Origin of the sequence: Jannaschia maritima (genome assembly GCF_030973515.1) — a bacterium.
Taxonomy (GTDB): domain Bacteria; phylum Pseudomonadota; class Alphaproteobacteria; order Rhodobacterales; family Rhodobacteraceae; genus Jannaschia; species Jannaschia maritima.
Genome location: NZ_JARGZA010000024.1, coordinates 16,054 through 36,792, shown reverse-complemented (window position 1 = coordinate 36,792; position 20,739 = coordinate 16,054). Strand labels below are relative to the sequence as shown.

Genomic DNA, 20,739 nt, shown 5'->3' with positions numbered 1-20,739 from the left:
ACGACGCTAGGAAGGGCGGCCGCGATGACTTGTATCGCAGCCGCCCCTTTCGCGTCCTTGGTTCAGGTCGTCCGCGTCAGGTCGCGTCCGTCGAACCGGGCGACCGGCACGCGCGGCGCGCCCCACGCGGCGTGCCGGTCCTGATCGTCGATCCGCCCCGCATCGTCGCCGTCCTGCCGGTCAACCACCACGGGACGCGCCTTGCGCCGCGGGGCCAACGTCCGACCCGCCAAGGCACCGGCCGCGACCAGGAGCGCCGCTCCCGTCAAGGCGACGGCCTTCCGCGTGCGGTCGGCATCGACGATGATGCCCGACCCTTCGGCCTTGTGGTCGAACGAGCCATGGGCCTTGGCCGGATAGTCGGGCAGTGGGCCGTCGATGTTGTCCGCGCGGCCCCAGTCCTTCTGCTCCGAACGCTGCATCTCGACGCCCTGCTTGCCCAGCTGCTGATCCAGCACGTCGGGGAACAGCATGTTCCCGAAGATCAGTTGCAGGACTGACCGGCCGACCAGCATCTCGCGGGCGTCGCCCTCGATTGCCTTCATCACCGCCTGCGCCGCGACCTCCGGCTGGAAGATCGGGGGCGCCGGCTGTGGCTTCACGTCCAGGCGATTGCGCGACCAGTCGAACTGCGGGGTGTTGATGGCTGGAAGCTGCACCAGCGAGATCTCGATCGGGCGGCCCTGGTGGATGAGCTCGGCGCGGAGCGACTGGCTGAAGCCGTTGATCGCGTGCTTCGCCCCGCAATAGGCCGCCTGATACGGAAGACCACGATAGGACAGGCCCGAACCGACGTTGACGATGTTTCCCTTCGTCATCACCCGCAGGGCGGCACGACAACCGTTGACGTGCCCGTAATACGTCGTCTCGGTGATCTTGCGGAACTCATCCTCGTCCACCTCGTCGAAGGGGGACACGGACGTCAGCATCGCGTTGTTGACCCAGACGTCGGGCGTTCCCCAGTAGGAAACCAGCGCGTCGGCAGCCTCCTGCACCTCGGAATCCTTCGACACGTCGCACACGCGGGTCCACACCCGGTCGCCGTACTGTGTCTGCATCTCGTCCAAACGGTCCTTGCCCCGGGCCAACACCGCGACCCGGTACTCCTTGTCCAGCAGGGCCGAGACAGTCGCGCGTCCCACGCCTGCGGTTCCTCCGGTGACGAGTGCGATCTTCATTGCAATGCTCCTGTGCAGGGTGTCGGAATCGAAAAGGGGCGTCCCCGAAGGAACGCCCCAAGCGGCGATTGTGTTCAGGCCGCCAAGTCCTGGCGCGTCTCCAACTGCTGGATGGTGCCGCGCAGCGAACTGTGCTGCTCCGTCAGCCATGCGTATTCGGGCGACGTGCCGCCGGCGGCGGCAAGGGCATCGTCGTATGCCCCCAGGAGCTTCTTCTCTCCCCGCACGATCTCCGCCAGGATGGTGGCGTCGTTCGAGCCGGTGACAGCGTCCTTCAGTCCCATGAACGACCGGTGCGCGGAGGCCAGCAGGGAGCCGTCCTCGTCCACGCTGTGACCTTCGCGGGTGAGATAGGACCGGATTTCGGCAGCGTCGCGGTCGCGCCGGGCGATGAAGTCGTCGAAGGTCGACTTCAGCGCGGCATTGTTCACGTCGTCGCGGGCCTCGCGATAGCCTTCCCGGCTATCGACCAGGCGGGTCAGGAGGGTCTTCAGGGCGTCGATACGATCGGTCATGGATCATGTCCTTTCAGGTTTGGTTTCGGTTTCACGGCACCAACGACGTCCCGGGGCGGGTAGGTTCCAAGCCTGACGCGAGGTCCCCGAATGGCGGGCAGGAACGTGCGCAGGCGTCGGACGTTGTTCCCTCAGACGCAATCGAACCCCATGAAGGAGAACGGCATGAACACGCTCAAGGACCTCTATCTCGACCAAATCCAAGACCTGTACTCCGCGACGAGGCAGTCCCGCGACATCGTCATCGAGTTGGAGAAGGCCGCCACGAACGAGGAGCTGAAGGAAGCGCTGCACAAGGGCCACAACGGCATCTCGGCCGGCATGGACGTGATGGCCGGCATCGCGCGCAAGCACGACGTCAGCCCCGACGGCGAGCACTGCAAGGGCATGGAAGGCCTGGTGGCCGAGGCCCGCGCGCACGTGCTGGAGGAAGAATTCGGTGACAGCGACGTGAAGGACGCGATGATCATCACGCAGTACCAGCGGATGGCCCACTATGCCATCGCGGGATACGGCTGCGTGAAGGCGTTCGCGGAGCGACTGGGCCTCGACGAGGACGTGCAGTTGCTGGATCGGCACCTGTCGAACACCTATGACGGCGACGAGAAGCTGACCGATCTCGCAAAGGGCGGCATCAACAAGGCCGCCGCCGCCTGATCCACACGGAACGGCAAACAGGACAGCGAGGGCCGGCGGGGACGCCGGCCCTTTTTTTCGTGCCCCGAAGGGATAATGACTGCGGGCGGTTGCCCGCTATAGCGCCCCGGAAGGGCGCGATACCGATGATCGATCCTCGTCACGGGACCGGATTCCGAAACGTTTGATCGTACCCGGCCTGCGAACGACCGTCGCTGGGTCGAAATGCCCATTCGCGCGCGGAACGGAGAAAGGGCGGCGCCGTGAGGCACCGCCCTTCCACTACGGATCGGTCAGGGATCAGTTGATCGACTTGCCCAGACCCTTCTCGTCGGCCTTCGCCTTCGCGGCGTCCGCCACCCGATTGACCGCGTCGCGGGCTTCGCCCTCGGCCTTCTTGACGGCTTCGTCACCGGACGGAACGTCTTTCTTGGCCTCGTCGGTCTTGGCTTTGACGCCCTCGACCTTCTCGTTGGCAACGGCCTTGGCTTCGTCCAACGCGGCGCCCGCGACGGCCTTCAGATTCGCGGATTCCTCCTCGAAGATCCGCTCCGCCTCGTCGAACAGACGGTCACGGTGCTGGCCGAGGTAACGATCCTCGGTTTCCGTCCGGGGCAGGCTGGCGCCGACGATGGCACCGATGCCGGCCGCGATCAGACCGCCGATCAGCGGCTGCTGATCGTAGGCCTCGCGCGTGCCATCGGCATAGTCACCGAACTTCCGTTCCATGGCTTCCTGTGCCTCCGCAGCGGCTTGACGGGCCTGAAGCACACGCTGGCGCGCGGCATCGGACATGTCGCGGGTCCCTTCGTCCAGCCGCGCGCGGAGTTCGGCGGACCGCGCATAGGCGCGGGCCCGATACGCGGCATAGCCGTCGCGCGCATTGTCATAGCGGTCGCGTGCCCGGCCCTGCCAGTCGTTCAATGCGGCGCTGGTGCCTTCGCGGGCCGCGCCCAGTCGGGCGGACGTCCCGTCCTTCGCGGACGACCAGCGGTCCGACGCACCTGCCTTCGCGTCGTTGGCCTGATCAGACAGCTTGTCGGACAGCTCACCGGCCTTCGCCTTCGCGGAATCCCAGGCCGTGTCCCCGTCGTCGGACGACCCGGTGGCGCCTTCCACGCGGTTGTCGAAGTCGGACGCGGCATGCGTCGGCTGCGACAGGCTTCCCGGCGCGGACGGGTACGTGCGATCGTCATAGCCGACGCTGGGCGACCGGCCGGACCGATCGCTCGCATAGCTCGATCCGCGGCCCCCGACCCCATCGTAGGACGAGCCGGTGTAACGGCTGTCGTGGGTGAAGCTGTTGCGATCGTAAGTGCCCGCCTTGGTCGGCTTGTTCTTGGCCATCATCAGCCAGGCCAGACCCACGCCGACCAAACCGGCCGCGACGGGGTTCCGCTTGACCTGCAGCAACAGGTTCTCCGCGATTTCGCCGCCGTTGTCCTTGAAGTAGCCCGTCGCCTGGTTGACGATCCGCTCGGGCGAGAACTGCGCCTGCAGCTGCTCGAGCGAGTCGGCGAGTGCGTGGCGCTCGGCCTCGATCTCGCGCTCGATCTCGGCGGGGTTGCGGTCGTCGGTCATTGCATCGTCTCCTTGACGGTCTCCGCATCGCGCTCGACGTTCTTCATCGTGCGGGTCGGCGCGAGCGAGGTAAGTTTCAGATCGTTGAGGCCCTTCGCCACCATGGCGAAGGCGATCACGGCCAAGCCGCCGCCGACGATGATGGCTGCCCAACCGGCATCCAGCCCCAAGGCGGTCAACGCGGCGACGAGGGCCGCGGCCAAGACGTTCAAGGCGACTAGCGCGATCACCAGCGCGCCGACCAGAAGGCCGATGGCCACCCCGGCGCGGTTGATGTTGTTGCTGATCTCCGTCCGGGCGAGATCCATCTCCTTGCGGACGAGGTTCGTGACGTGCGTCAGGACGTCGGTGACCAGCGTGGACGCGCCGCGCGCGCTCGTGGGTTCTGCTTCCGTCCGTCCGGGACCGCCATTCGGGGTCACGTGCGGGTCGGACGTCTCATATACCTTGTCAGCCATCAGAGGGTCCTCCCGTTGGTGAACTCCATGCCCGCGGAACCGGCGGGGCGGTCGTAGGGGGTGTTCGCGACGCCCCGTGCGGGGGAATCGTACCGGCGACCGTAGGGGTCGCGAGACGTCGCCGAATATCCGTTCCGTTCGGAGGACTTGAGCATCCGGGCGGCGGCGAAGCCCAGCAGCGCGGCGCCACCGAGGAACAGCGCGGGGTTGCGGCGGGCGAAGTCGTTGACCTCGGCCAGCATGCCGTCGACGTCGCGGTTGCGCAGCGCCTCCGCAGCATCCGTCAGGGACGATGCGACGTAATCGGCAGCCTGCGCAGTGTAGCTGTCGTCGCCGAACTCATGACCTGCGGCGCGAATCTGCTCGGCCGTGCGCTCGACTTCCGAAGCGGCATAACCCTTGGCCTCGTCGGCCTTGTCGCGAGCCATCGTCTTGCCTTGCTCCGCCAGATTGGCGGCTTCGGACTTGGCCTTCTCGGACAACTCGGATGCGCGGGACTTGGCGGCGTCGGACGTCTCCTTGGCCATGTCGGCGGCGGACTTGTCCTCGGGCTTCCCAGACGACGTCCCGCTCGTTCCGGCGGTCGGGCCGGGCTGGGGTGTGGTCGTGGGCGACACGGGGTCGGCGCCCAGCGAACCGCTCGTTCCGGTCGTGGGGGACAGGCCCGCGGGCTTCGGCGTCGACGGGGTGGCCGGGGTCGCGGACGTGGTCTGACCACCGGTCCCGGTGGCGGAGCCGGAGGAGCCGGCGGCGGCCGTCTTCATCCCAGGCGTCTTGGGGGTTTCGTCGGACATGATGCATATCCTCCTGTTAGCGGATGCGTTTGAATCTCGGTGCGGCGAGGTCGGAGGCTTTAGGCGACGAAGCTGATTACGGCGAGCACGACGACGACGACGCCGATGATGTAGAAGATGCTGTGCATGAGGACCTCTCCTGCGTGACGTGGCCCCCGGTTCGGGGGCGTGGTTCGAGAACGGTTCTGGACCGTGTGCGCACCCAACGCGGCCTCAGCGGGGAACGTTCCGAGGGGGCGGGGGGGATCGTTCAAGAAAGGGTTTATGGAACTGGTCGAACCGCGTCTGCCGCATTGCGATCCGATCCGCCAGAACATATATCGAACGCATGGCCAAGATGACGATTCAGCAAAAGCTGGCGATCCTGTCGGACGCCGCGAAGTACGACGCGTCCTGTTCGTCCTCGGGTGGGGCCAAGCGGTCGTCACGGGATGGATCGGGGCTGGGCTCCACCACTGGTTCGGGCATCTGCCATGCCTACGCGCCGGATGGGCGCTGCATCAGCCTGTTGAAGATCCTGATGACGAACGTGTGCATCTTCGATTGCGCGTACTGCATCAATCGGCGGTCGTCCAACGTGCAGCGGGCCCGGTTCACTGTCGACGAGGTCGTTTGGTTGACGACCGAGTTCTACCGTCGGAACTACATCGAAGGTCTCTTCCTGTCGTCCGGCATCATCAAGTCGTCCGACTACACGATGGAGGAGATGGTCCGCATTGTGGAGAAGTTGCGGATGGACGGGTTCCGCGGATACGTCCACCTGAAGACGATCCCCGACGCGTCGCCCGAGTTGATCGAGCGCGCGGGCCTGTGTGCCGACCGGCTGTCCATCAACATAGAGATGCCGACCGATGCGGGGTTGCACAGCTATGCCCCCGAGAAGGACGCGACGGGCATACGGAAGGCGATGGCAAAGGTCCGCACCACGCGGGAGGATCGCTCCGATCCGTCCCATACGGGCCGCCGCCGCAAGGGGTACGCCCCCGCGGGCCAGTCGACGCAGATGATCGTCGGCGCGGATGGATCGTCCGACGCGGACGTGCTCGGCAACGCGACGCGGCTCTATGGCGCGTACGACTTGAAGCGGGTGTACTATTCCGCCTTCTCGCCCATTCCGGATGCGAGCGAGGTCCTGCCGCTGAAGGACCCGCCGCTGCTGCGGGAGCATCGGCTCTATCAGGCGGACTGGCTGCTGCGCTTCTACGGCTTCACCCTGCACGAGGTGGTTCCGCAGGGCGGGGACGGGCTGCTCGACCTGGACGTCGATCCCAAGTTGGCCTGGGCGCTGGTGAACCGCGATCGGTTCCCGGTCGACGTCAACGCTGCCCCGAAGGACATGTTGCTGCGCGTGCCCGGTTTCGGCACGAAAATCGTGGACCGCATCCTGGCCGCCCGCCGCCATTCCGCCCTTTCGCTGGAGGACGTGCGCCGCATGGGGGGCCGGACGAAGGCCGCGATGCCCTTCGTGATCGCCCGCGGCCACGTTCCGGGGCGGGTCCTGGACTCCGCCGACCTGCGCGATCGGTTCGTCAAGCCGAAGCAGCTGGAACTGTTCTGATGTTCGCGCCCCGGCTGCCGCGTCTGGGCACGCTGGCGGCGTGGCGGGACGCGGCGCGGGCCCTGGCCGGCGCGGGGATCGAGCCCGCCGCCGTCGACTGGGGTCTGGAGGGTGGCGCGCCTGCGATGTTCGCAGACCCCCTGCCGCCACCATCGGCGGGCGTGACGGCGCCGAAGCTGCTGGCCGACATGCTGCCGCACCTCGTCCCCGAACGGACGGGTCGCGGCATGGACGTCGCCTATCGGTTACTTATGCGATCGCAGTTGGTCCGCGGCCTGATGTCGAACCGAGCGGATGCGGACGTCGCCACCGCCTTCGCCATCGCTAAGGCCCTGCGTCGCGACATCCACAAGATGCACGCCTTCGTGCGCTTCCGCGACGTGACGCCCGGAGGGCATGATGGCAGGCGGGCCTTCGCCGCATGGTTCGAACCAGACCACCGCATCGAGGAGGTGACGGGTCCCTTCTTCGCATCGCGCTTCGGCGACATGGATTGGGCGATCACCACGCCGGAGGTGCGGATTGTCTTCGCGGGCGGGACCTTGTCCTATGTCGCGGGCGCCTTCGTCCGCCCCGATGACGGCGACCCGCTGGAGGAGCTTTGGACGACCTATTACCGATCAATCTTCAACCCCGCACGCCTGAAGCCGGACGCCATGCGCGCTGAGATGCCGCGCAAGTATTGGCGGAACCTTCCCGAAGCGCAGGCCATTCCCGATATGATCGCCACGGCCCGCCACAGGGTGACGGCCATGCAGGCCACAGCCCCGCGCCCCCCGGCGCAAGCGGTCCCAGCCGGAAGGAACGTCGAGATGAAGGATGCATTCCAGAACGACCTGTTCGGGGCCACGGACCTCGGTACCTTGGAGCGGGAGGCCGAGGCCTGCACCCGGTGCCCGTTGCACGGACCCGCGACGCAGGTGGTGTTCGGAGAAGGTCCGAGCGGCGCCGAAGTCATGTTCGTCGGCGAGCAACCCGGCGATCAGGAGGACCTGCAAGGGCGCCCCTTCGTCGGACCGGCGGGCCAGTTGTTCGACCAGATCATGTCCGAGGCCGGCTTGGACCGGTCGGAGCATTACGTCACCAATGCCGTGAAGCACTTCAAGTTCAACCTTCGGGGCCGCCGCCGCATCCACCAGAAGCCCGCCACCTCGGAGGTGAAGGCCTGCCGGTGGTGGTTGGAGCAGGAACTGGCGCAGGTCGATCCGAAGCTTTGCGTTGCGATGGGTGCGACGGCCCTGGGAACGCTGACCGGCAACGCCGCGGGGCTCCTGAAGCGACGGGGCTCGTTCGAGCGCACGAAGGACGACCGTCCGGTCCTGGTGACCGTTCATCCATCGTACTTGCTGCGCCTGCCCGATCCTGAGCTGAAACAGGCCGAAACGGATAAGTTTCGGAAAGACCTGGAAAAGATACCCGAGTTCCTGTCAAACTGACAGACAGTCGGGCCGGGGATGTCAACCTCTCCGGTTCGACAGCGGGACGATTGCGGCCATGCAGAAATGTGGGTGCTTTCCAGGAACATCCCCCTCGTCGTTCCTGTTAGACCTAGCGGCGACTGACGCCGTTTCGTCGGATCCGAGGAGTGCGTTTTGATGGCTGGTTTGAAGACCGTGATCTTTCCCGTGGCGGGCATGGGAACCCGGATGTTGCCCGCGACGAAGGTCACCCCGAAGGAATTGCTGCCTGTCTACGATACGCCCCTCCTGCAATTCGCCGTTCGGGAAGCCCTGGACGCCGGCGCCACGCGGCTGGTGATGGTGAGCCATCCTTCGAAGACCGCCATCGAGGACTACTTCGGGCCTTGCGACGACCTTCTCGCCGAACTGCAGTCCAAACAGAAGGATGCCCTCGTCCGCGCCGTGCGCGCCACGAACATGCCCGCCGACGTGGAACTCGTGTTCGTCATGCAGCACGAGCAGAAAGGCCTTGGCCATGCGGTTCTTTGTGGTTCGGACGCCGTGCTGGACGGCCCGGTCGGTGTGATCCTGCCTGACGACCTGATCCTAGGCGCCCCTGCGCTGGCTGAGATGGCCGATGCCTTCGACGAGCGCACGATGGGCAGCTTGGTCGCGGCGCAGAGGGTCCCGCGCGACAAGGTTTCCAGCTATGGCGTATTCGACTGCGCCGACGGCGACGCGACGGTCCTGCCCGCCAAGGGCTTCGTCGAGAAGCCGGCGCCGCGGGACGCGCCGTCGAATCTGGCGGCCGTTGGTCGCTACGTGCTGTCGCCGGCGATCTTCGATGCGTTGCGTGCCACCGGGGAGGGTGCGGGCGGCGAGATACAGTTGACCGATGCGATCGCGGCGCTGGGGCGGGTCCACGCCTATCGGTTCAGCGGCACGCGCTACGATTGCGGGGACAAGGACGGGTTGGTGCGCGCCACCCTCGCCGTCCAGGAGCAACGGGGCCGTGCGCACCTTAGCGTGGCGGCCGAATGACATGACGATGCCAGGGGAGGGATGCGGTGCTATACTACGAGATGACGGGGTTCATGCCGGGACACCGACCTGACGGCGACGACGACGCAATTGCCCTGCCCGATCCGTCGGACTCGGCTCTCCTGCTGGACTTCGACGGCACCCTGGTCGAGATCGCCGACCGCCCCATGGGCGTCGTCGTCCCGGCCCGCGTCCCCGACCTCCTGTCCCGCGCGATGGATCGGATGGACGGACGGGTCGCCTTGGTATCGGGTCGCACGATCGACGACCTGGAAACGTTCCTCCCCGGCTTCGACGGCAACCTGATCGGCACCCACGGCGCGGAAGCCCGCATCGACGGAACGAAGTCCCAGACCCAGGACATCGATCTCGCGACGGTCTCCCGGCTGCAGCGATTGGTCGACGACTTCGCCGCGTTGCGTCCCGAGTTCCTCGTGGAGAACAAGCCCTCCGGTGTCGTGCTCCACTATCGCCAGGCGGAGGAGCAGGCGGGGCTGGCGATGAAGTTCATGGACAGCTTGGCCTGCGCGAGCGATGGGTTCCGGCTGCAGCCGGCCCTGATGGCCTACGAGCTGAAGCCCGAAGGGGTCGGCAAGGACGTGGGCGTGCGGACGCTGATGGGACTGCCGGGCTTCGCGGGCAAGACGCCGATCTATGCGGGCGACGATCTGACCGACGAGGCCGCGATGGACGTCGCGCAAGGTCTGGGCGGCATCGGCATCAAGATCGGTGAGGCCGAGACGGTCGGCCGCTTCCGTCTGGCAGGGCCGGATGCCCTGGTGGATGTGCTGGAGAAGTGGCTTGCCTGATGGGGACGACAAACCCGGCGGCGGGCGCCTCATCGTCCTGTCCAACCGCATACCGCGCGGCAACATCCCATCCGGCGGCCTCGTCCACGCGATCCACGAGGCGCTGACCCAGTTCGGCGGGCTGTGGATCGGCGCCGCCGAACCGACGCCCGTCGCCGAGCCGGGTCTGACGACCATCGGCGACGACGCATACGAACGCCGCACCTTCGCCCTGTCGGAGGAGGAGCATCGCCGCTACTACCTCGGCTATGCGAACTCGGTCCTTTGGCCGCTCTTCCACCATCGATCCGACCTCCTCGACATCGACGAGGGGGACTTCGACCACTACGCGACCGTCAACAAGCGTGTGGCCCGGGCCATCGCGGCGATCGCCAAGCCGAACGATCTGATCTGGGTGCAGGACTATCACTTCCTGATGGTAGCGCACGAACTGCGCGCGTTGGGCGTGTCGAACCGGATCGGCCTGTTCCTGCATATCCCCTTCCCCAATCCATCCGACGTGATGGCCCTGCCGCAGGTGGCCATGCTGCCGGCATGGATCGCCGCGCACGACATCTTCGGGTTGCAGACCCAGCGCGACGTATCCTCCGTCCGCGAGATGCTGCGCGCGGATGCGAAGACGGAGCAGCTCGACGACGGATTCTTCCGCCGCGCGGGGCGGGAGTTCTGCGTGCGCGCCTTCCCCATCGGCATCGATGCCCAGGCCTTCGCCGACGCTGCGGAGCGGGCGACCGTGCCCCGCCTCACCATCGAGAAGCGCGCGCCCTTGCTTTTGGGCGTCGATCGTCTGGACTATTCGAAGGGGCTGGTCCACCGGTTCGAGGCGTTCGCCCATTACCTGGAGAACCGGCCGGATCACTATCCCCGCCCGACCTTCCTGCAGATCGCGCCGACCTCCCGTGGCGACGTCACCGCCTATCAGGAGATCCGCGAGGAGTTGGAGCAGACGGCGGGCGCCATCAACGCGCAGTACGCCGACCTGGACTGGACGCCCATCCGCTACGTGAACCGGCACGTGGACCGCGACGTGATCGCCGGCCTGTACCGCCGGGCGGACGTGGCGCTGGTCACACCCCTGGCGGACGGCATGAACCTTGTCGCCAAGGAGTTCGTGGCCGCCCAAGACCCCGACGACCCCGGCGTGCTGATCCTGTCGCACTTCGCCGGGGCCGTCGAGCAGATGAAGGAAGCGCTGCTGGTCAACCCGTTCGATCCCGCGGGCTTCGCGCATACGATCGCCGATGCCCTGAACATGGACATCAGGGAACGCCGTCGGCGCCACGACGCCCTGCGCGAAGGGGTGTTTCGACAGGATATCGGCTGGTGGACGCAACGGTTCCTGGACCGCCTGTCCGCGGCACCGCGTCCCATAGACGATTATCTGAAGGCGATATGAGAAGGGGGGTTGGTGGCGGTGCAGGGACTTGAACCCCGGACACGCGGATTATGATTCCGCTGCTCTAACCAACTGAGCTACACCGCCGATGCGCGGCGAGATACGGCGCGCGCGGGGGTGCGTCAAGGGCGGCGGCCGCGGTTTTCGCCCGGCCGAAGGGGACGGGGACGCGACGATGAAGGACATGGCGACACCGCTGCAGGAACTGCGCGACGCCGTGGGGGACGGCCACGTCCTGACGGGTTCGGACACGGATCGCTTCGCCCGTGATTGGACGGGCAAGTGGCAGGCCCATCCCCTGGCCGTCGTGCGGCCCGGCGATACCGAGCAGGTCGCGGATTGCGTCCGCATCGCCGCGCGGCACGGCCTGTCCGTCGTGCCCGTGGGGGGCAACACCGGGCTCGTCGGCGGCACCGCCAACGAGGGCGCGCTGATGCTCAGCCTGGAACGGATGGACCGCATCCGCGAGATCCGGGACGACGCGCGCCTGGCCGTCGTCGAGGCGGGGGTGGTCCTGTCGGACCTTCACGACGCGGCGGACGCCCACGGCATGGTGTTCCCCCTGACCTTCGGGGCGCGGGGATCGGCACGCATCGGCGGGGCCCTGTCCACCAACGCGGGCGGATCGAACGTCGTGCGATACGGCCCGACCCGCAACCTCTGCCTGGGGTTGGAGGTCGTGTTGGCGGACGGTCGGGTGCTCGACCTGATGTCTGAATTGCACAAGGACAATTCCGGCTACGACCTGCGCGACCTGTTCATCGGGGCGGAGGGGACGCTGGGCATCGTTACCGGCGCCGTCCTTCGCCTGCACCCCCGGCCGGCCTACCGTGCGACGGCCCTGGCGGCCGTGCGCGACCTGCCCGCCGCCCTGCGGCTGCTGCACGTCCTGCAACGCGCGACGGACGGTGCGGTGGAGGCGTTCGAGTACATGCCGTCGATCTACATGCGCGAACTGGCGCGCGTCCGTCCGGACCTGCGCCAGCCGTTCGAGATCCACAACCATACGATCATGGTCGAGATCGCCAGCCTGTCCCGCCCCGTGGACGAGGCGTTGGAGAACGTGCTGGCCGATGCCGCCGAGGAAGGGGGTGTCCTCGATGCCGTGGTGGCACAGTCCGAACAGCAGCGCACGGACATCTGGGCCATGCGCGAGGCCGCGGCGGAGGTGACGTTCACCCGCCTGCCCATCGTCGACAACGACGTCTGCCTGCCCATCGACCGCATCGCCGAATTCTATGCTGCCATCGACGAACGCCTGGCCGCGATGGATCCGGGGGCGGAGCATCTGTCCGTGTCCCACCTGGGCGATGGCAATGTCCATCTGACGCTGTATCCGACGCGGGACGACCCGGACCATCTGGATGCCCTGCGCGCCATGGTCGAGGACGTGACCGTGGCCTTGCGCGGCTCGATCAGCGCGGAGCACGGGATCGGTCTGGCCAAGCTGGCCACGATGCGGCGGCGCAAGGACGGCGTCGCCCTCGACGTCATGCGCGCGATCAAGGCGGCCCTGGATCCGGACGACCGGATGAACCCCGGCAAGGTCGTGCCGGGGGCGTGATGCGGACCATTCGCGTTCGTCGTTTGGCATCCCCCATGGCCCATGGCAGACAGGCCCGATGACGAGCATCTTCCATCTCGCGTTCAACGTCGGCGACCTGGACGGGGCGCGTGCCTTCTATGGCGCCCTGCTGGGCTGCCGGGAGGGGCGTAGCACCGACACTTGGGTCGACTTCGACTTCTTCGGGCACCAGATCAGCCTGCATCTAGGCGAACCCTTCGCGCATCGCCCCACGGGGCGGGTCGGGGACCACATGGTGCCGATGCCGCATTTCGGGGCCCTGCTGGCCATGGACGACTGGCGCGCCCTGGCGGACCGCCTGCAAGGGGCGGGGCAGGCCTTCGTCATCGAACCCGTCATCCGCTTTCCGGGTGAACCGGGCGAGCAGGCGACGATGTTCCTGCTGGATCCGTTCGGCAACCCGTTGGAGTTCAAGGGCATGACCGACCCGGGCGCGGGCGCGTTCGCGACATGACCGTCCGCGTGCTGTTCGCGGGCCGCGACGCCGGCTGGGACGAATGGGCGCCGCACCTCCGGGACGCGTTCGCCGAGGCCGGCCTGGACGTGGCGATGGTGCCCGTATCGCGGGACCACGATCCCGCCGCCTTCGACTGGATGATCCATTCCCCCAAGGGGCCGGTGGAGGATTTCGCCCCCTATACCGGGTTGAAGGGCGTCCTGAGCCTGTGGGCGGGGGTGGAGCGGGTGGAGGGAAACCCGACCCTGACGGTCCCGCTGACCCGCATGGTGGACGACAGCCTGGTGCAGGGCATGGTGGAATGGGTGACGGGTCACGTGCTGCGGCACCATCTGGGGATGGATGCGCATATCGTGAACCCCGACCGAGCGTGGGACGGCACCGCCCCGCCGTTGGCCCCGGACCGCAGGGTGGCGGTGCTGGGTTTGGGCGCGTTGGGCGCCCCCTGCGCGACGACCCTCGCGGGTCTGGGCTTCGACGTGACCGGATGGACGCGCAAGGCACGGTCGCTGGATGGCGTGCGGTGCCTGCACGGGCCGGAAGCGCGGGACGACGCGCTCGCGGAGGCCGAGATCGTGGTCCTGCTGATGCCGCACACCTCGGCCACGCAGGACATGGTTGACGAGGCCTTCCTGGCCGCCATGGCGCCCGGCGCGGTCCTGCTGAACCCCGCCCGCGGCGCGCTGGTGGTGGAGGACGACCTTCTGGATGCGCTGGACCGCGGCCACCTGTCCCATGCCACGCTGGACACCCACCGGGTGGAGCCGTTGCCCCCGGACCATCCGTTCTGGTCCCATCCGCGCGTCACCGTAACCCCCCACGTCGCGTCCCACACCCGCCCGGGTGTGGCGTCGAAGGTCATCGCCGAGAACGTCCGCCGCGGCGAGGCGGGCGAGCCGCTGCTGCATGTGGTCGATCGATCCGAAGCGATGGCGGGCCGCTAGATGCCCCGCCTCACGCCGCTCGTCGCGGGCCTGCCGGCGACCGTTCCCTTCGTGGGCCCGGAGGCGCAGGAGCGCGCGGCGGGCCGCCCCTTTGCCGCCCGGCTGGGCGCCAACGAGAGCGTGTTCGGCCCCTCCCCCCACGCGGTGGACGCGATGGCGGCGGCGGCGCGCGACGCGTGGATGTACGGCGACCCCGAGATGCACGACCTGCGCGTCGCGATCGCGGACCATCACGGGGTCGCGCCCGGGAACGTCCTCGTCGGCGAGGGGATCGACGGGATCCTGGGCAACCTGGTCCGCCTGCTGGTGGGGCACGGCACGCCGGTGGTCACGTCCGCCGGTGCGTACCCAACCTTCGGCTATCACGTGGCGGGCTTCGGCGGGGCGATCCACGCGGTGCCCTATCGCGACGACCACGAGGACGTCGATGCGCTGGCGGCGGTGGCGCGGGAGGTCGGCGCGGCGCTGGTCTATCTGGCGAACCCGGACAACCCGATGGGGTCCTGGCATCCGGGTCCGCGCATCGCGGCGATGCTGGACGACCTGCCGGACGGATCCCTGCTGTGCCTGGACGAAGCCTATGCGGATCTGGCGCCGGCGGACGCGCTGCCGCCGATCGACGCGTCGGATCCCCGGGTGATCCGCATGCGGACCTTCAGCAAGGCGCATGGGCTGGCGGGGCTTCGGGTCGGCTATGCGCTGGGGCACGCCGACCTGATCGCGGCCTTCGATAGGGTGCGGAACCACTTCGGCGTAGGCCGCGTGGCGCAGGCGGGTGCATTGGCCGCGCTGCGGGACCGGGACTGGCTGGGACGCGTGGTCGCGCAGGTGTCCGACGCCCGGGACCGGATCGCCGCCATCGCCGCCGGGCACGGCCTGCGGGCGTTGCCGTCGGCCACGAACTTCGTGGCGATCGATTGCGGGCGGGACGGGGCCTTCGCGCGTGCGGTGCTGAACGGGCTGCTGGGGCGGGGGGTCTTCGTGCGGATGCCGGGCGTCGCGCCCTTGGATCGTTCCATCCGCGTGTCCTGCGGGCGGGCGGCGGACCTGGACGCGCTGGATGCCGCCCTGGGGGCGGTGCTGCGCGATCTGGGGTCTGGCGTGGCGGGCGTGGCGCGCTAGACTGCGGGGCATGACCAGACCACGACCGCAGCCCGCCCCCGACTATACCAACGCCTTCCTGGCGATGTGCTATTTGATCCTGGTGATGGGGTTGATGGTGATCTGGGGGGTGTGGGGTTACGTCGTGGCCCTGGTCCTGTGCGTGGCGCTGCGGCAGGGCATCGTGTGGCTGGACCGGCGGCTGGAGCGGGCGGAGTAGCCCGACCCCGCCCCGACCGATGCTGCGGTGCGGCGAACGTTTGCTCGGGTGCCGGTCGCGGGGATCGTCCGTGGTCACAGTCTGACCGGGAGCGCGGGTCCGATGCAAGTCGACGCGATAAGCCCATAGATTAAAGGGTTCGCATGCGCGATCCGTGACGCCCCCGAGGACGATCGCGTCGTTCGCCGGCCATGCGACGGATGTCTGCTGCGCGTCTGCCCTGCGTCTGCAATCCGTCCGACGGATCCGCGATTCGACCGCCTGGCCGGAGCGCCGCATTCCACCGTCCGGCGGGGTGGCGCCCCTACCCTTCCGCCGCCAGCGCCGATGCGGCGGCGTCCAGCGCGCCGGGACCGTGGGGGATGCCCAGCGCCGTCAGGCCGGTCTGGATCGCGCCCAGCGTCCCCATCAGCGAATGGCCAGACAGGTGGCCCATATGGCCAAGGCGGAAGAAGTCGTGCCAGCGGGGATCGTCGTAATCGGCCATGCCCAGCCCGATGCCCAGCGTCACCCCCATCTCGTCGGTGCACCATTCGCGCAGGCGCGTGGCCGCCCCGTCCAGGCGCAACGCGGTCACGGCGTGGCTGCGATGCGCGCGGTCGACGACATTCATGCCGATGCCGTCCGGGTGGGCCCATGCCTCGAACGCGGCCCATAGCGCCCGGGCCAGACGGCCGTGGCGGTGCCATGCGGCCTCCACCCCCTCCTCGTGGACGAGCATGTCGAGGGCCGTGCGCAGGCCGTGGAGGTGATGCGTGGGCGCGGTTCCGGCGAAGTACTGATAGAAGCGGTCCGGGTCCGTGCGCGGCGTCCAGTCCCAATAGGCGGTGACGCAATCAGCCCCCGCCCGCGCCGCCGCCGCGCGGTCGTCGTAGAAGACGAAGGACATGCCCGGCGGCGTCATCAGGCCCTTCTGGCAGCCCGTGATCGCGACGTTCACCCCCCATTCGTCCATCTCGAACACGTCGCAGCCCATCGACGCGATGCAGTCGGCCTGCAGCAGGGCGGGATGCCCCGCCTCGTCCAGGGCGGCACGGATGGCGGGGATGTCGTTGCGGATGGACGTGGACGTGTCCACGTGGACCGCGAGGACGGACTTGATGCGATGCTGCGTGTCGGCCGCCAGCCGTTCGGCGATGCGGTCCGGATCCATCGGCGTCCGCTTGCCGAAGTCCATCACCTCGACCTCCAACCCCAGGCCGCGGGCGATCGCCGCCCAGCCGTTCCCGAACAGGCCCGTGGCGGGCACGAGCACCAGATCGCCGCGCGAATGCGTGTTGGCCAGGCAGGCCTCCCACGCAGCGTGGCCGTTGCCGACATACATGACCGCGTGATGCCGCGTCCGGGCGACGGCCTTCAGGTCGGGAACGATGGTGTGCGTCATCTCGATCAGGGCCCCGGCATAGATGTTGGGCGCGGGCCGGTGCATCGCGCGCAGGACGCGGTCGGGGATGATCGACGGGCCGGGGATGGCCAGGGTGGCGGGACCGTGGGACAGGGACATGGGGCACGCGGTATCGCCGCCCCTGCCCGGGGTCAACGTGGCCTTGCGGGGGCATCACGCATCGTTATCTGACACCCCATGACCCGTGCGATCATCCGAGTGTCCGGCGCCGACCGCGACGCGTTCCTGAAGGGTCTGCTGACCCGCGACGTGCCGACCGACGGCGGCCTGGGCTATGCCGCCCTGCTGTCGCCGCAGGGGAAGTACCTGGCGGACTTCCTGTGCTTTCGCGACGAGGGCGCCGTCTGGCTGGACACCCATGCCGACCTGGCGCCCGCGCTGGTGCAGCGATTGTCGATGTATCGCCTGCGGGCCGATGTGGGGATCGACGGGGTGGACCGCGGGGTGGCCTGCGGCACGGGGGACGCGCCGGCGGGGGCGATGGCGGATCCGCGCCCCGGCATGGGGTGGCGGCACTACGACGGGGCGGCGTCCGACGGGACCGACTGGGACGCGGTGCGGGTGGCGCACATGGTCCCCGCCTACGAGACGGAACTGGTGCCGAACGACAGCTACATCCTGGAATGGGGGTTCGACCGTCTGGGCGGCGTGGACTTCCGCAAGGGCTGCTATGTCGGCCAGGAGGTGACGGCGCGGATGAAGCACAAGACCGAGCTTCGCAAGGGCATGGCGCGGGTCCGGTTGGACGGGCCCGCCGCGCCCGGTGATCCGATCACCGCCGACGGCCGACCGGCGGGCCATCTATGCACCGTCGCGGGCGACAGGGCGCTGGCCTATCTGCGCTTCGACCGCGCGGGGGGCGGGATGACGGCCGGCGCCTCCACGCTGCATCGCGACGCCTGACCGCCCGCGACATCCTGCGGACTTGACGAACCGCGATCTTTGGGCTGCGGTAAGGGGCAGGAGGTACTGCCGATGCTCGTTCGAACGTTCTGTGTCCTCGTCCTGTCCACCCTGCCCGCCCTGGCCCAGACCGGCGTCACGCGATCGGGCGGCGATTGCGACTGCGTGACCGCGCAGGGTCGCGCCGTCGCCCAAGGCGAGATGACCTGCCTGACGATAAACGGGCGCACGATCATGGCGCGATGCGACATGTCCCAGAACTCGCCGATCTTCCGGTACACGGACGAGGCCTGCGTCACGGGCTGACCCCGCATTGCCATGGCGGGGCCATGCCCATACCTGTCCGGTCACACCCTGACCGGAGAGCGCCATGCATGACCCCCGCACCTTCGACGCCGACGCCGCCGGCGGAACCGCCGCCCTGGGCGACCTGCCCGTCTGGGACCTGTCGGACCTGTATGCGGGCAAGGACGACCCGAAGCTGCGGTCCGACCTGGACTGGCTGGACGGGGAGGCGAAAGCCTTCGCCGCCGATTACGAGGGCCGCCTGGCCGATCTGGACGCGGACGGGATGCTGCGCGCGATCCAGCGCAACGAGACGATCGACGAGGTCGCGGGCCGCGTGATGTCGTTCGCGGGGCTGCGGTACTATCAGCAGACGACGGATGCGGGCCGGGCCAAGTTCATGTCCGACATGCAGGAGCGCATCACCGACACGATGACGCCGCTGGTGTTCTTCGGGTTGGAGTTCAACCGCATCGACGACGCCGTGCTGGAGGCGCATTACGCGGCCAACGCCGATCTGGCCCGCTATCGGCCCGCCTTGGATCGCCTGCGCGCGATGAAGCCCTATCAGTTGTCCGACGAGCTGGAGCGGTTCCTCCACGACGCGTCGGTCGCGGGGGCGTCGGCCTGGAACAAGCTGTTCGACGAGACGGTCGCGGGCCTGGAGTTCGAGGTGATGGGCGAGGTGCTGGGCATCGAGGGGGCGGCCAACCTGTTGTCCGACCCCGACCGCGCCAAGCGCGAGGCCGCGGCGCGCGAGATCGCCGCCACCCTGGCCGAGAACGTCAAGCTGTTCGCGCGCGTCCACAACACCCTGGCCAAGATGCACGAGGTCCAGGACCGTTGGCGCGGGTTCGAGACGCCGCAGACGTCCCGCCACCTGTCCAACCACGTGGAACCGGAGGTCGTGCAGGCGCTGCGCGACGCGGTGGTCGACGCCTATCCCCGCCTGTCGCACCGCTATTACGCCTTGAAGGCCAAGTGGATGGGGCTGGACAGGCTGCAGGTCTGGGATCGCAACGCCCCCCTGCCGCTGGAGGAGACGCGCATCGTCGGCTGGGACGAGGCGCGCAAGACCGTGACCGACGCCTATGCCGCGTTCGACCCGCGCCTGGCGGACATCACGCGGCCCTTCTTCGACGACGGCTGGATCGACGCGGGCGTGAAACCCGGCAAGGCGCCCGGCGCCTTCGCGCACCCCACGGTGACGAGCGCGCATCCCTACGTGATGCTGAACTATCTGGGCAAGCCGCGCGACGTGATGACCCTAGCGCACGAGCTGGGGCACGGCGTGCATCAGGTCCTGGCCGCCGAACAGGGCGAGATGCTGTCCTCCACCCCCCTGACCCTGGCGGAAACGGCCAGCGTCTTCGGCGAGATGCTGACCTTCCGCGCGATGCTGGACCGGGCGGGCAGCGACGCCGAGCGCAAGGTCCTGCTGGCCGGCAAGGTCGAGGACATGATCAACACCGTCGTGCGCCAGATCGCGTTCTACGACTTCGAGTGCAAGCTGCACGAGGCCCGCAAGGGCGGCGAGCTGACGCCCGACGACATCAACGCGCTGTGGATGTCGGTGCAGGCGGAAAGCCTGGGGCCCGTGTTCGAGTTCATGGAAGGCTACGAGGTGTTCTGGGCGTACATTCCCCACTTCGTGCATTCGCCGTTCTACGTCTATGCGTATGCGTTCGGGGACGGGTTGGTGAACGCCCTCTATGCGGCCTATGCCGACGCGCCCGACGGGTTCCAGGACAAGTACCTGGCGATGCTGAAGGCGGGCGGGTCGAAGCACCACCGGGACCTGCTGGCCCCATTCGGCCTGAACGCGTCGGACCCGGCCTTCTGGCAGAAGGGCCTGTCGATGATCGAGGGCTTCATCGACGAGCTGGAGGCGATGGGGTGAGCGACCGCTATCGCCCGGTGTCGGAAACGGTCCTGGCGGACGATTGGGGGCGGCTGACGAAGCACGTCTTTTACTATCGCCGTCGGGACGGGACCTGGGACCGTCAGGTGCGCGAGGTGTACGACCGCGGCCACGGGGCCTGCTGCCTTCTGCACGACCCCCTGGCGGACACCGTCCTGCTGACCCGGCAGTTCCGTCTGCCCATGCAGGTGACGGAGCAGGACCCCTTCGTGGTCGAGGTCCCGGCCGGCCTGCTGGACGGCGCCGCGCCCGCCGATCGCATTCGCGACGAGCTGATGGAGGAGACGGGCTATCGCGGCACGGCGATCCGCCACGTCACGGACCTGATCATGTCGCCCGGGTCGGTCAGCGAGTACCTCGCCTGCTTCGTCGGTCGGTACGACCGGGGGGATCAGGCCGGGCGCGGCGGCGGCGCACCGGACGAGGGCGAGGACATCGAGGTGATCCACATGCCCCTGGCCGACGCGCTGGCGGGGGTCGCGGACGGCACGATCCGGGACGCGAAGACGGCGTTCCTGATCCAGCACCTGGCGCTGTCGCGGCGCTGAAGGG

21 protein-coding genes and 1 tRNA gene are annotated in these 20,739 nt (G+C 68.3%); 15 read left to right on the top strand and 7 right to left on the bottom strand.

The genetic code is table 11. From position 1 onward, the window contains the following. Nucleotides 1–62: 62 nt before the first annotated feature. A complete protein-coding gene (locus P0084_RS17110; protein WP_308918099.1) occupies nt 63–1,178 on the bottom strand; it encodes an SDR family oxidoreductase in 1,116 nt (371 codons plus the stop codon). Nucleotides 1,179–1,252: 74 nt separating this feature from the next. Continuing rightward, nucleotides 1,253–1,693, bottom strand: a complete 441-nt coding sequence (locus P0084_RS17105) for a ferritin-like domain-containing protein (RefSeq protein WP_308918098.1) — start codon at nt 1,691–1,693, stop codon at nt 1,253–1,255. 165 nt (nt 1,694–1,858) lie between these two features. Here P0084_RS17105 and P0084_RS17100 point away from each other — a divergent pair, with 165 nt between their 5' ends. Further along, on the top strand, nt 1,859–2,350 hold the full coding sequence (locus P0084_RS17100) for a ferritin-like domain-containing protein (RefSeq protein WP_308918097.1): 492 nt from the start codon (nt 1,859–1,861) through the stop codon (nt 2,348–2,350). A gap of 279 nt (nt 2,351–2,629) precedes the next feature. Here P0084_RS17100 and P0084_RS17095 read toward each other — a convergent pair whose 3' ends face one another. Genes P0084_RS17095 through P0084_RS17085 form a run of 3 tightly spaced genes read right to left on the bottom strand, consistent with a single transcriptional unit; the run spans nt 2,630 to nt 5,162 of the window. Next, nucleotides 2,630–3,910: a DUF3618 domain-containing protein gene (locus tag P0084_RS17095; protein ID WP_308918096.1), complete on the bottom strand. Its 1,281-nt coding sequence runs from the start codon at nt 3,908–3,910 to the stop codon at nt 2,630–2,632. After that, on the bottom strand, nt 3,907–4,368 hold the full coding sequence (locus P0084_RS17090) for a phage holin family protein (protein ID WP_308918095.1): 462 nt from the start codon (nt 4,366–4,368) through the stop codon (nt 3,907–3,909). Before P0084_RS17090 ends, P0084_RS17095 begins: the two co-directional genes overlap by 4 nt. Beyond that, complete coding sequence (locus tag P0084_RS17085) at nt 4,368–5,162, bottom strand: hypothetical protein (RefSeq protein ID WP_308918094.1); 795 nt, start codon at nt 5,160–5,162, stop codon at nt 4,368–4,370. Before P0084_RS17085 ends, P0084_RS17090 begins: the two co-directional genes overlap by 1 nt. 328 nt (nt 5,163–5,490) lie before the next feature. Here P0084_RS17085 and P0084_RS17080 point away from each other — a divergent pair, with 328 nt between their 5' ends. The 5 genes from P0084_RS17080 (at nt 5,491) to P0084_RS17060 (ending at nt 11,366) form a co-directional block, all read left to right on the top strand. After that, nucleotides 5,491–6,720: a putative DNA modification/repair radical SAM protein gene (locus P0084_RS17080; protein ID WP_308918093.1), complete on the top strand. Its 1,230-nt coding sequence runs from the start codon at nt 5,491–5,493 to the stop codon at nt 6,718–6,720. Further along, nucleotides 6,720–8,156, top strand: a complete 1,437-nt coding sequence (locus P0084_RS17075) for a UdgX family uracil-DNA binding protein (protein WP_308918092.1) — start codon at nt 6,720–6,722, stop codon at nt 8,154–8,156. Before P0084_RS17080 ends, P0084_RS17075 begins: the two co-directional genes overlap by 1 nt. Before the next feature lie 159 nt (nt 8,157–8,315). After that, the gene (locus P0084_RS17070) at nt 8,316–9,161 is read left to right on the top strand and encodes a UTP--glucose-1-phosphate uridylyltransferase (protein ID WP_308918091.1); all 846 of its coding nucleotides are present in this window, start codon (nt 8,316–8,318) and stop codon (nt 9,159–9,161) included. A 26-nt stretch (nt 9,162–9,187) separates the two neighbouring features. Next, nucleotides 9,188–9,970 carry a trehalose-phosphatase gene (otsB, locus tag P0084_RS17065; RefSeq protein ID WP_308918090.1) on the top strand — a complete coding sequence of 261 codons (783 nt, stop codon included), beginning with the start codon at nt 9,188–9,190 and terminating at the stop codon, nt 9,968–9,970. After that, nucleotides 9,963–11,366: an alpha,alpha-trehalose-phosphate synthase (UDP-forming) gene (locus P0084_RS17060; protein ID WP_308918089.1), complete on the top strand. Its 1,404-nt coding sequence runs from the start codon at nt 9,963–9,965 to the stop codon at nt 11,364–11,366. The genes otsB and P0084_RS17060 overlap by 8 nt, the downstream gene beginning before the upstream one ends. 10 nt (nt 11,367–11,376) lie before the next feature. On the opposite strand, the gene P0084_RS17055 is transcribed toward P0084_RS17060, so the two are convergent. Then, nucleotides 11,377–11,453: transfer RNA gene (locus tag P0084_RS17055), tRNA-Met, on the bottom strand. A gap of 97 nt (nt 11,454–11,550) precedes the next feature. Between P0084_RS17055 and P0084_RS17050 the strand changes: the two genes are divergently transcribed. From P0084_RS17050 to P0084_RS17030, 5 genes are read left to right on the top strand one after another with little or no spacing between them, the layout of a single operon-like run. Continuing rightward, nucleotides 11,551–12,930: an FAD-binding oxidoreductase gene (locus P0084_RS17050; RefSeq protein ID WP_308918088.1), complete on the top strand. Its 1,380-nt coding sequence runs from the start codon at nt 11,551–11,553 to the stop codon at nt 12,928–12,930. A 58-nt stretch (nt 12,931–12,988) separates the two neighbouring features. Continuing rightward, on the top strand, nt 12,989–13,405 hold the full coding sequence (locus tag P0084_RS17045; RefSeq protein ID WP_308918087.1) for a VOC family protein: 417 nt from the start codon (nt 12,989–12,991) through the stop codon (nt 13,403–13,405). Beyond that, nucleotides 13,402–14,352, top strand: coding sequence for a 2-hydroxyacid dehydrogenase (locus P0084_RS17040; RefSeq protein WP_308918086.1), 951 nt, complete (start codon nt 13,402–13,404; stop codon nt 14,350–14,352). The genes P0084_RS17045 and P0084_RS17040 overlap by 4 nt, the downstream gene beginning before the upstream one ends. Continuing rightward, nucleotides 14,353–15,474: a pyridoxal phosphate-dependent aminotransferase gene (locus P0084_RS17035; RefSeq protein ID WP_308918085.1), complete on the top strand. Its 1,122-nt coding sequence runs from the start codon at nt 14,353–14,355 to the stop codon at nt 15,472–15,474. A gap of 10 nt (nt 15,475–15,484) precedes the next feature. Further along, the gene (locus P0084_RS17030) at nt 15,485–15,673 is read left to right on the top strand and encodes a histidinol phosphate aminotransferase (RefSeq protein WP_308918084.1); all 189 of its coding nucleotides are present in this window, start codon (nt 15,485–15,487) and stop codon (nt 15,671–15,673) included. A 304-nt stretch (nt 15,674–15,977) separates the two neighbouring features. Here P0084_RS17030 and P0084_RS17025 read toward each other — a convergent pair whose 3' ends face one another. Further along, a complete protein-coding gene (locus P0084_RS17025) occupies nt 15,978–17,177 on the bottom strand; it encodes a pyridoxal-phosphate-dependent aminotransferase family protein (protein ID WP_308918083.1) in 1,200 nt (399 codons plus the stop codon). A 78-nt stretch (nt 17,178–17,255) separates the two neighbouring features. Between P0084_RS17025 and ygfZ the strand changes: the two genes are divergently transcribed. The 4 genes from ygfZ to P0084_RS17005 all read left to right on the top strand — a co-directional run bounded on the left by ygfZ (nt 17,256) and on the right by P0084_RS17005 (nt 20,735). Next, entirely contained in the window at nt 17,256–17,981 is a 726-nt protein-coding gene (gene ygfZ, locus P0084_RS17020; RefSeq protein ID WP_308918082.1) for a CAF17-like 4Fe-4S cluster assembly/insertion protein YgfZ, read from the top strand. Nucleotides 17,982–18,053: 72 nt separating this feature from the next. Beyond that, nucleotides 18,054–18,287, top strand: a complete 234-nt coding sequence (locus tag P0084_RS17015) for a hypothetical protein (RefSeq protein WP_308918081.1) — start codon at nt 18,054–18,056, stop codon at nt 18,285–18,287. Between the two features lie 64 nt (nt 18,288–18,351). Next, complete coding sequence (locus tag P0084_RS17010) at nt 18,352–20,166, top strand: M3 family oligoendopeptidase (protein WP_308918080.1); 1,815 nt, start codon at nt 18,352–18,354, stop codon at nt 20,164–20,166. Then, nucleotides 20,163–20,735, top strand: coding sequence for an NUDIX domain-containing protein (locus P0084_RS17005; RefSeq protein WP_308918079.1), 573 nt, complete (start codon nt 20,163–20,165; stop codon nt 20,733–20,735). Before P0084_RS17010 ends, P0084_RS17005 begins: the two co-directional genes overlap by 4 nt. The last annotated feature ends 4 nt before the right edge of the window (nt 20,736–20,739 follow it).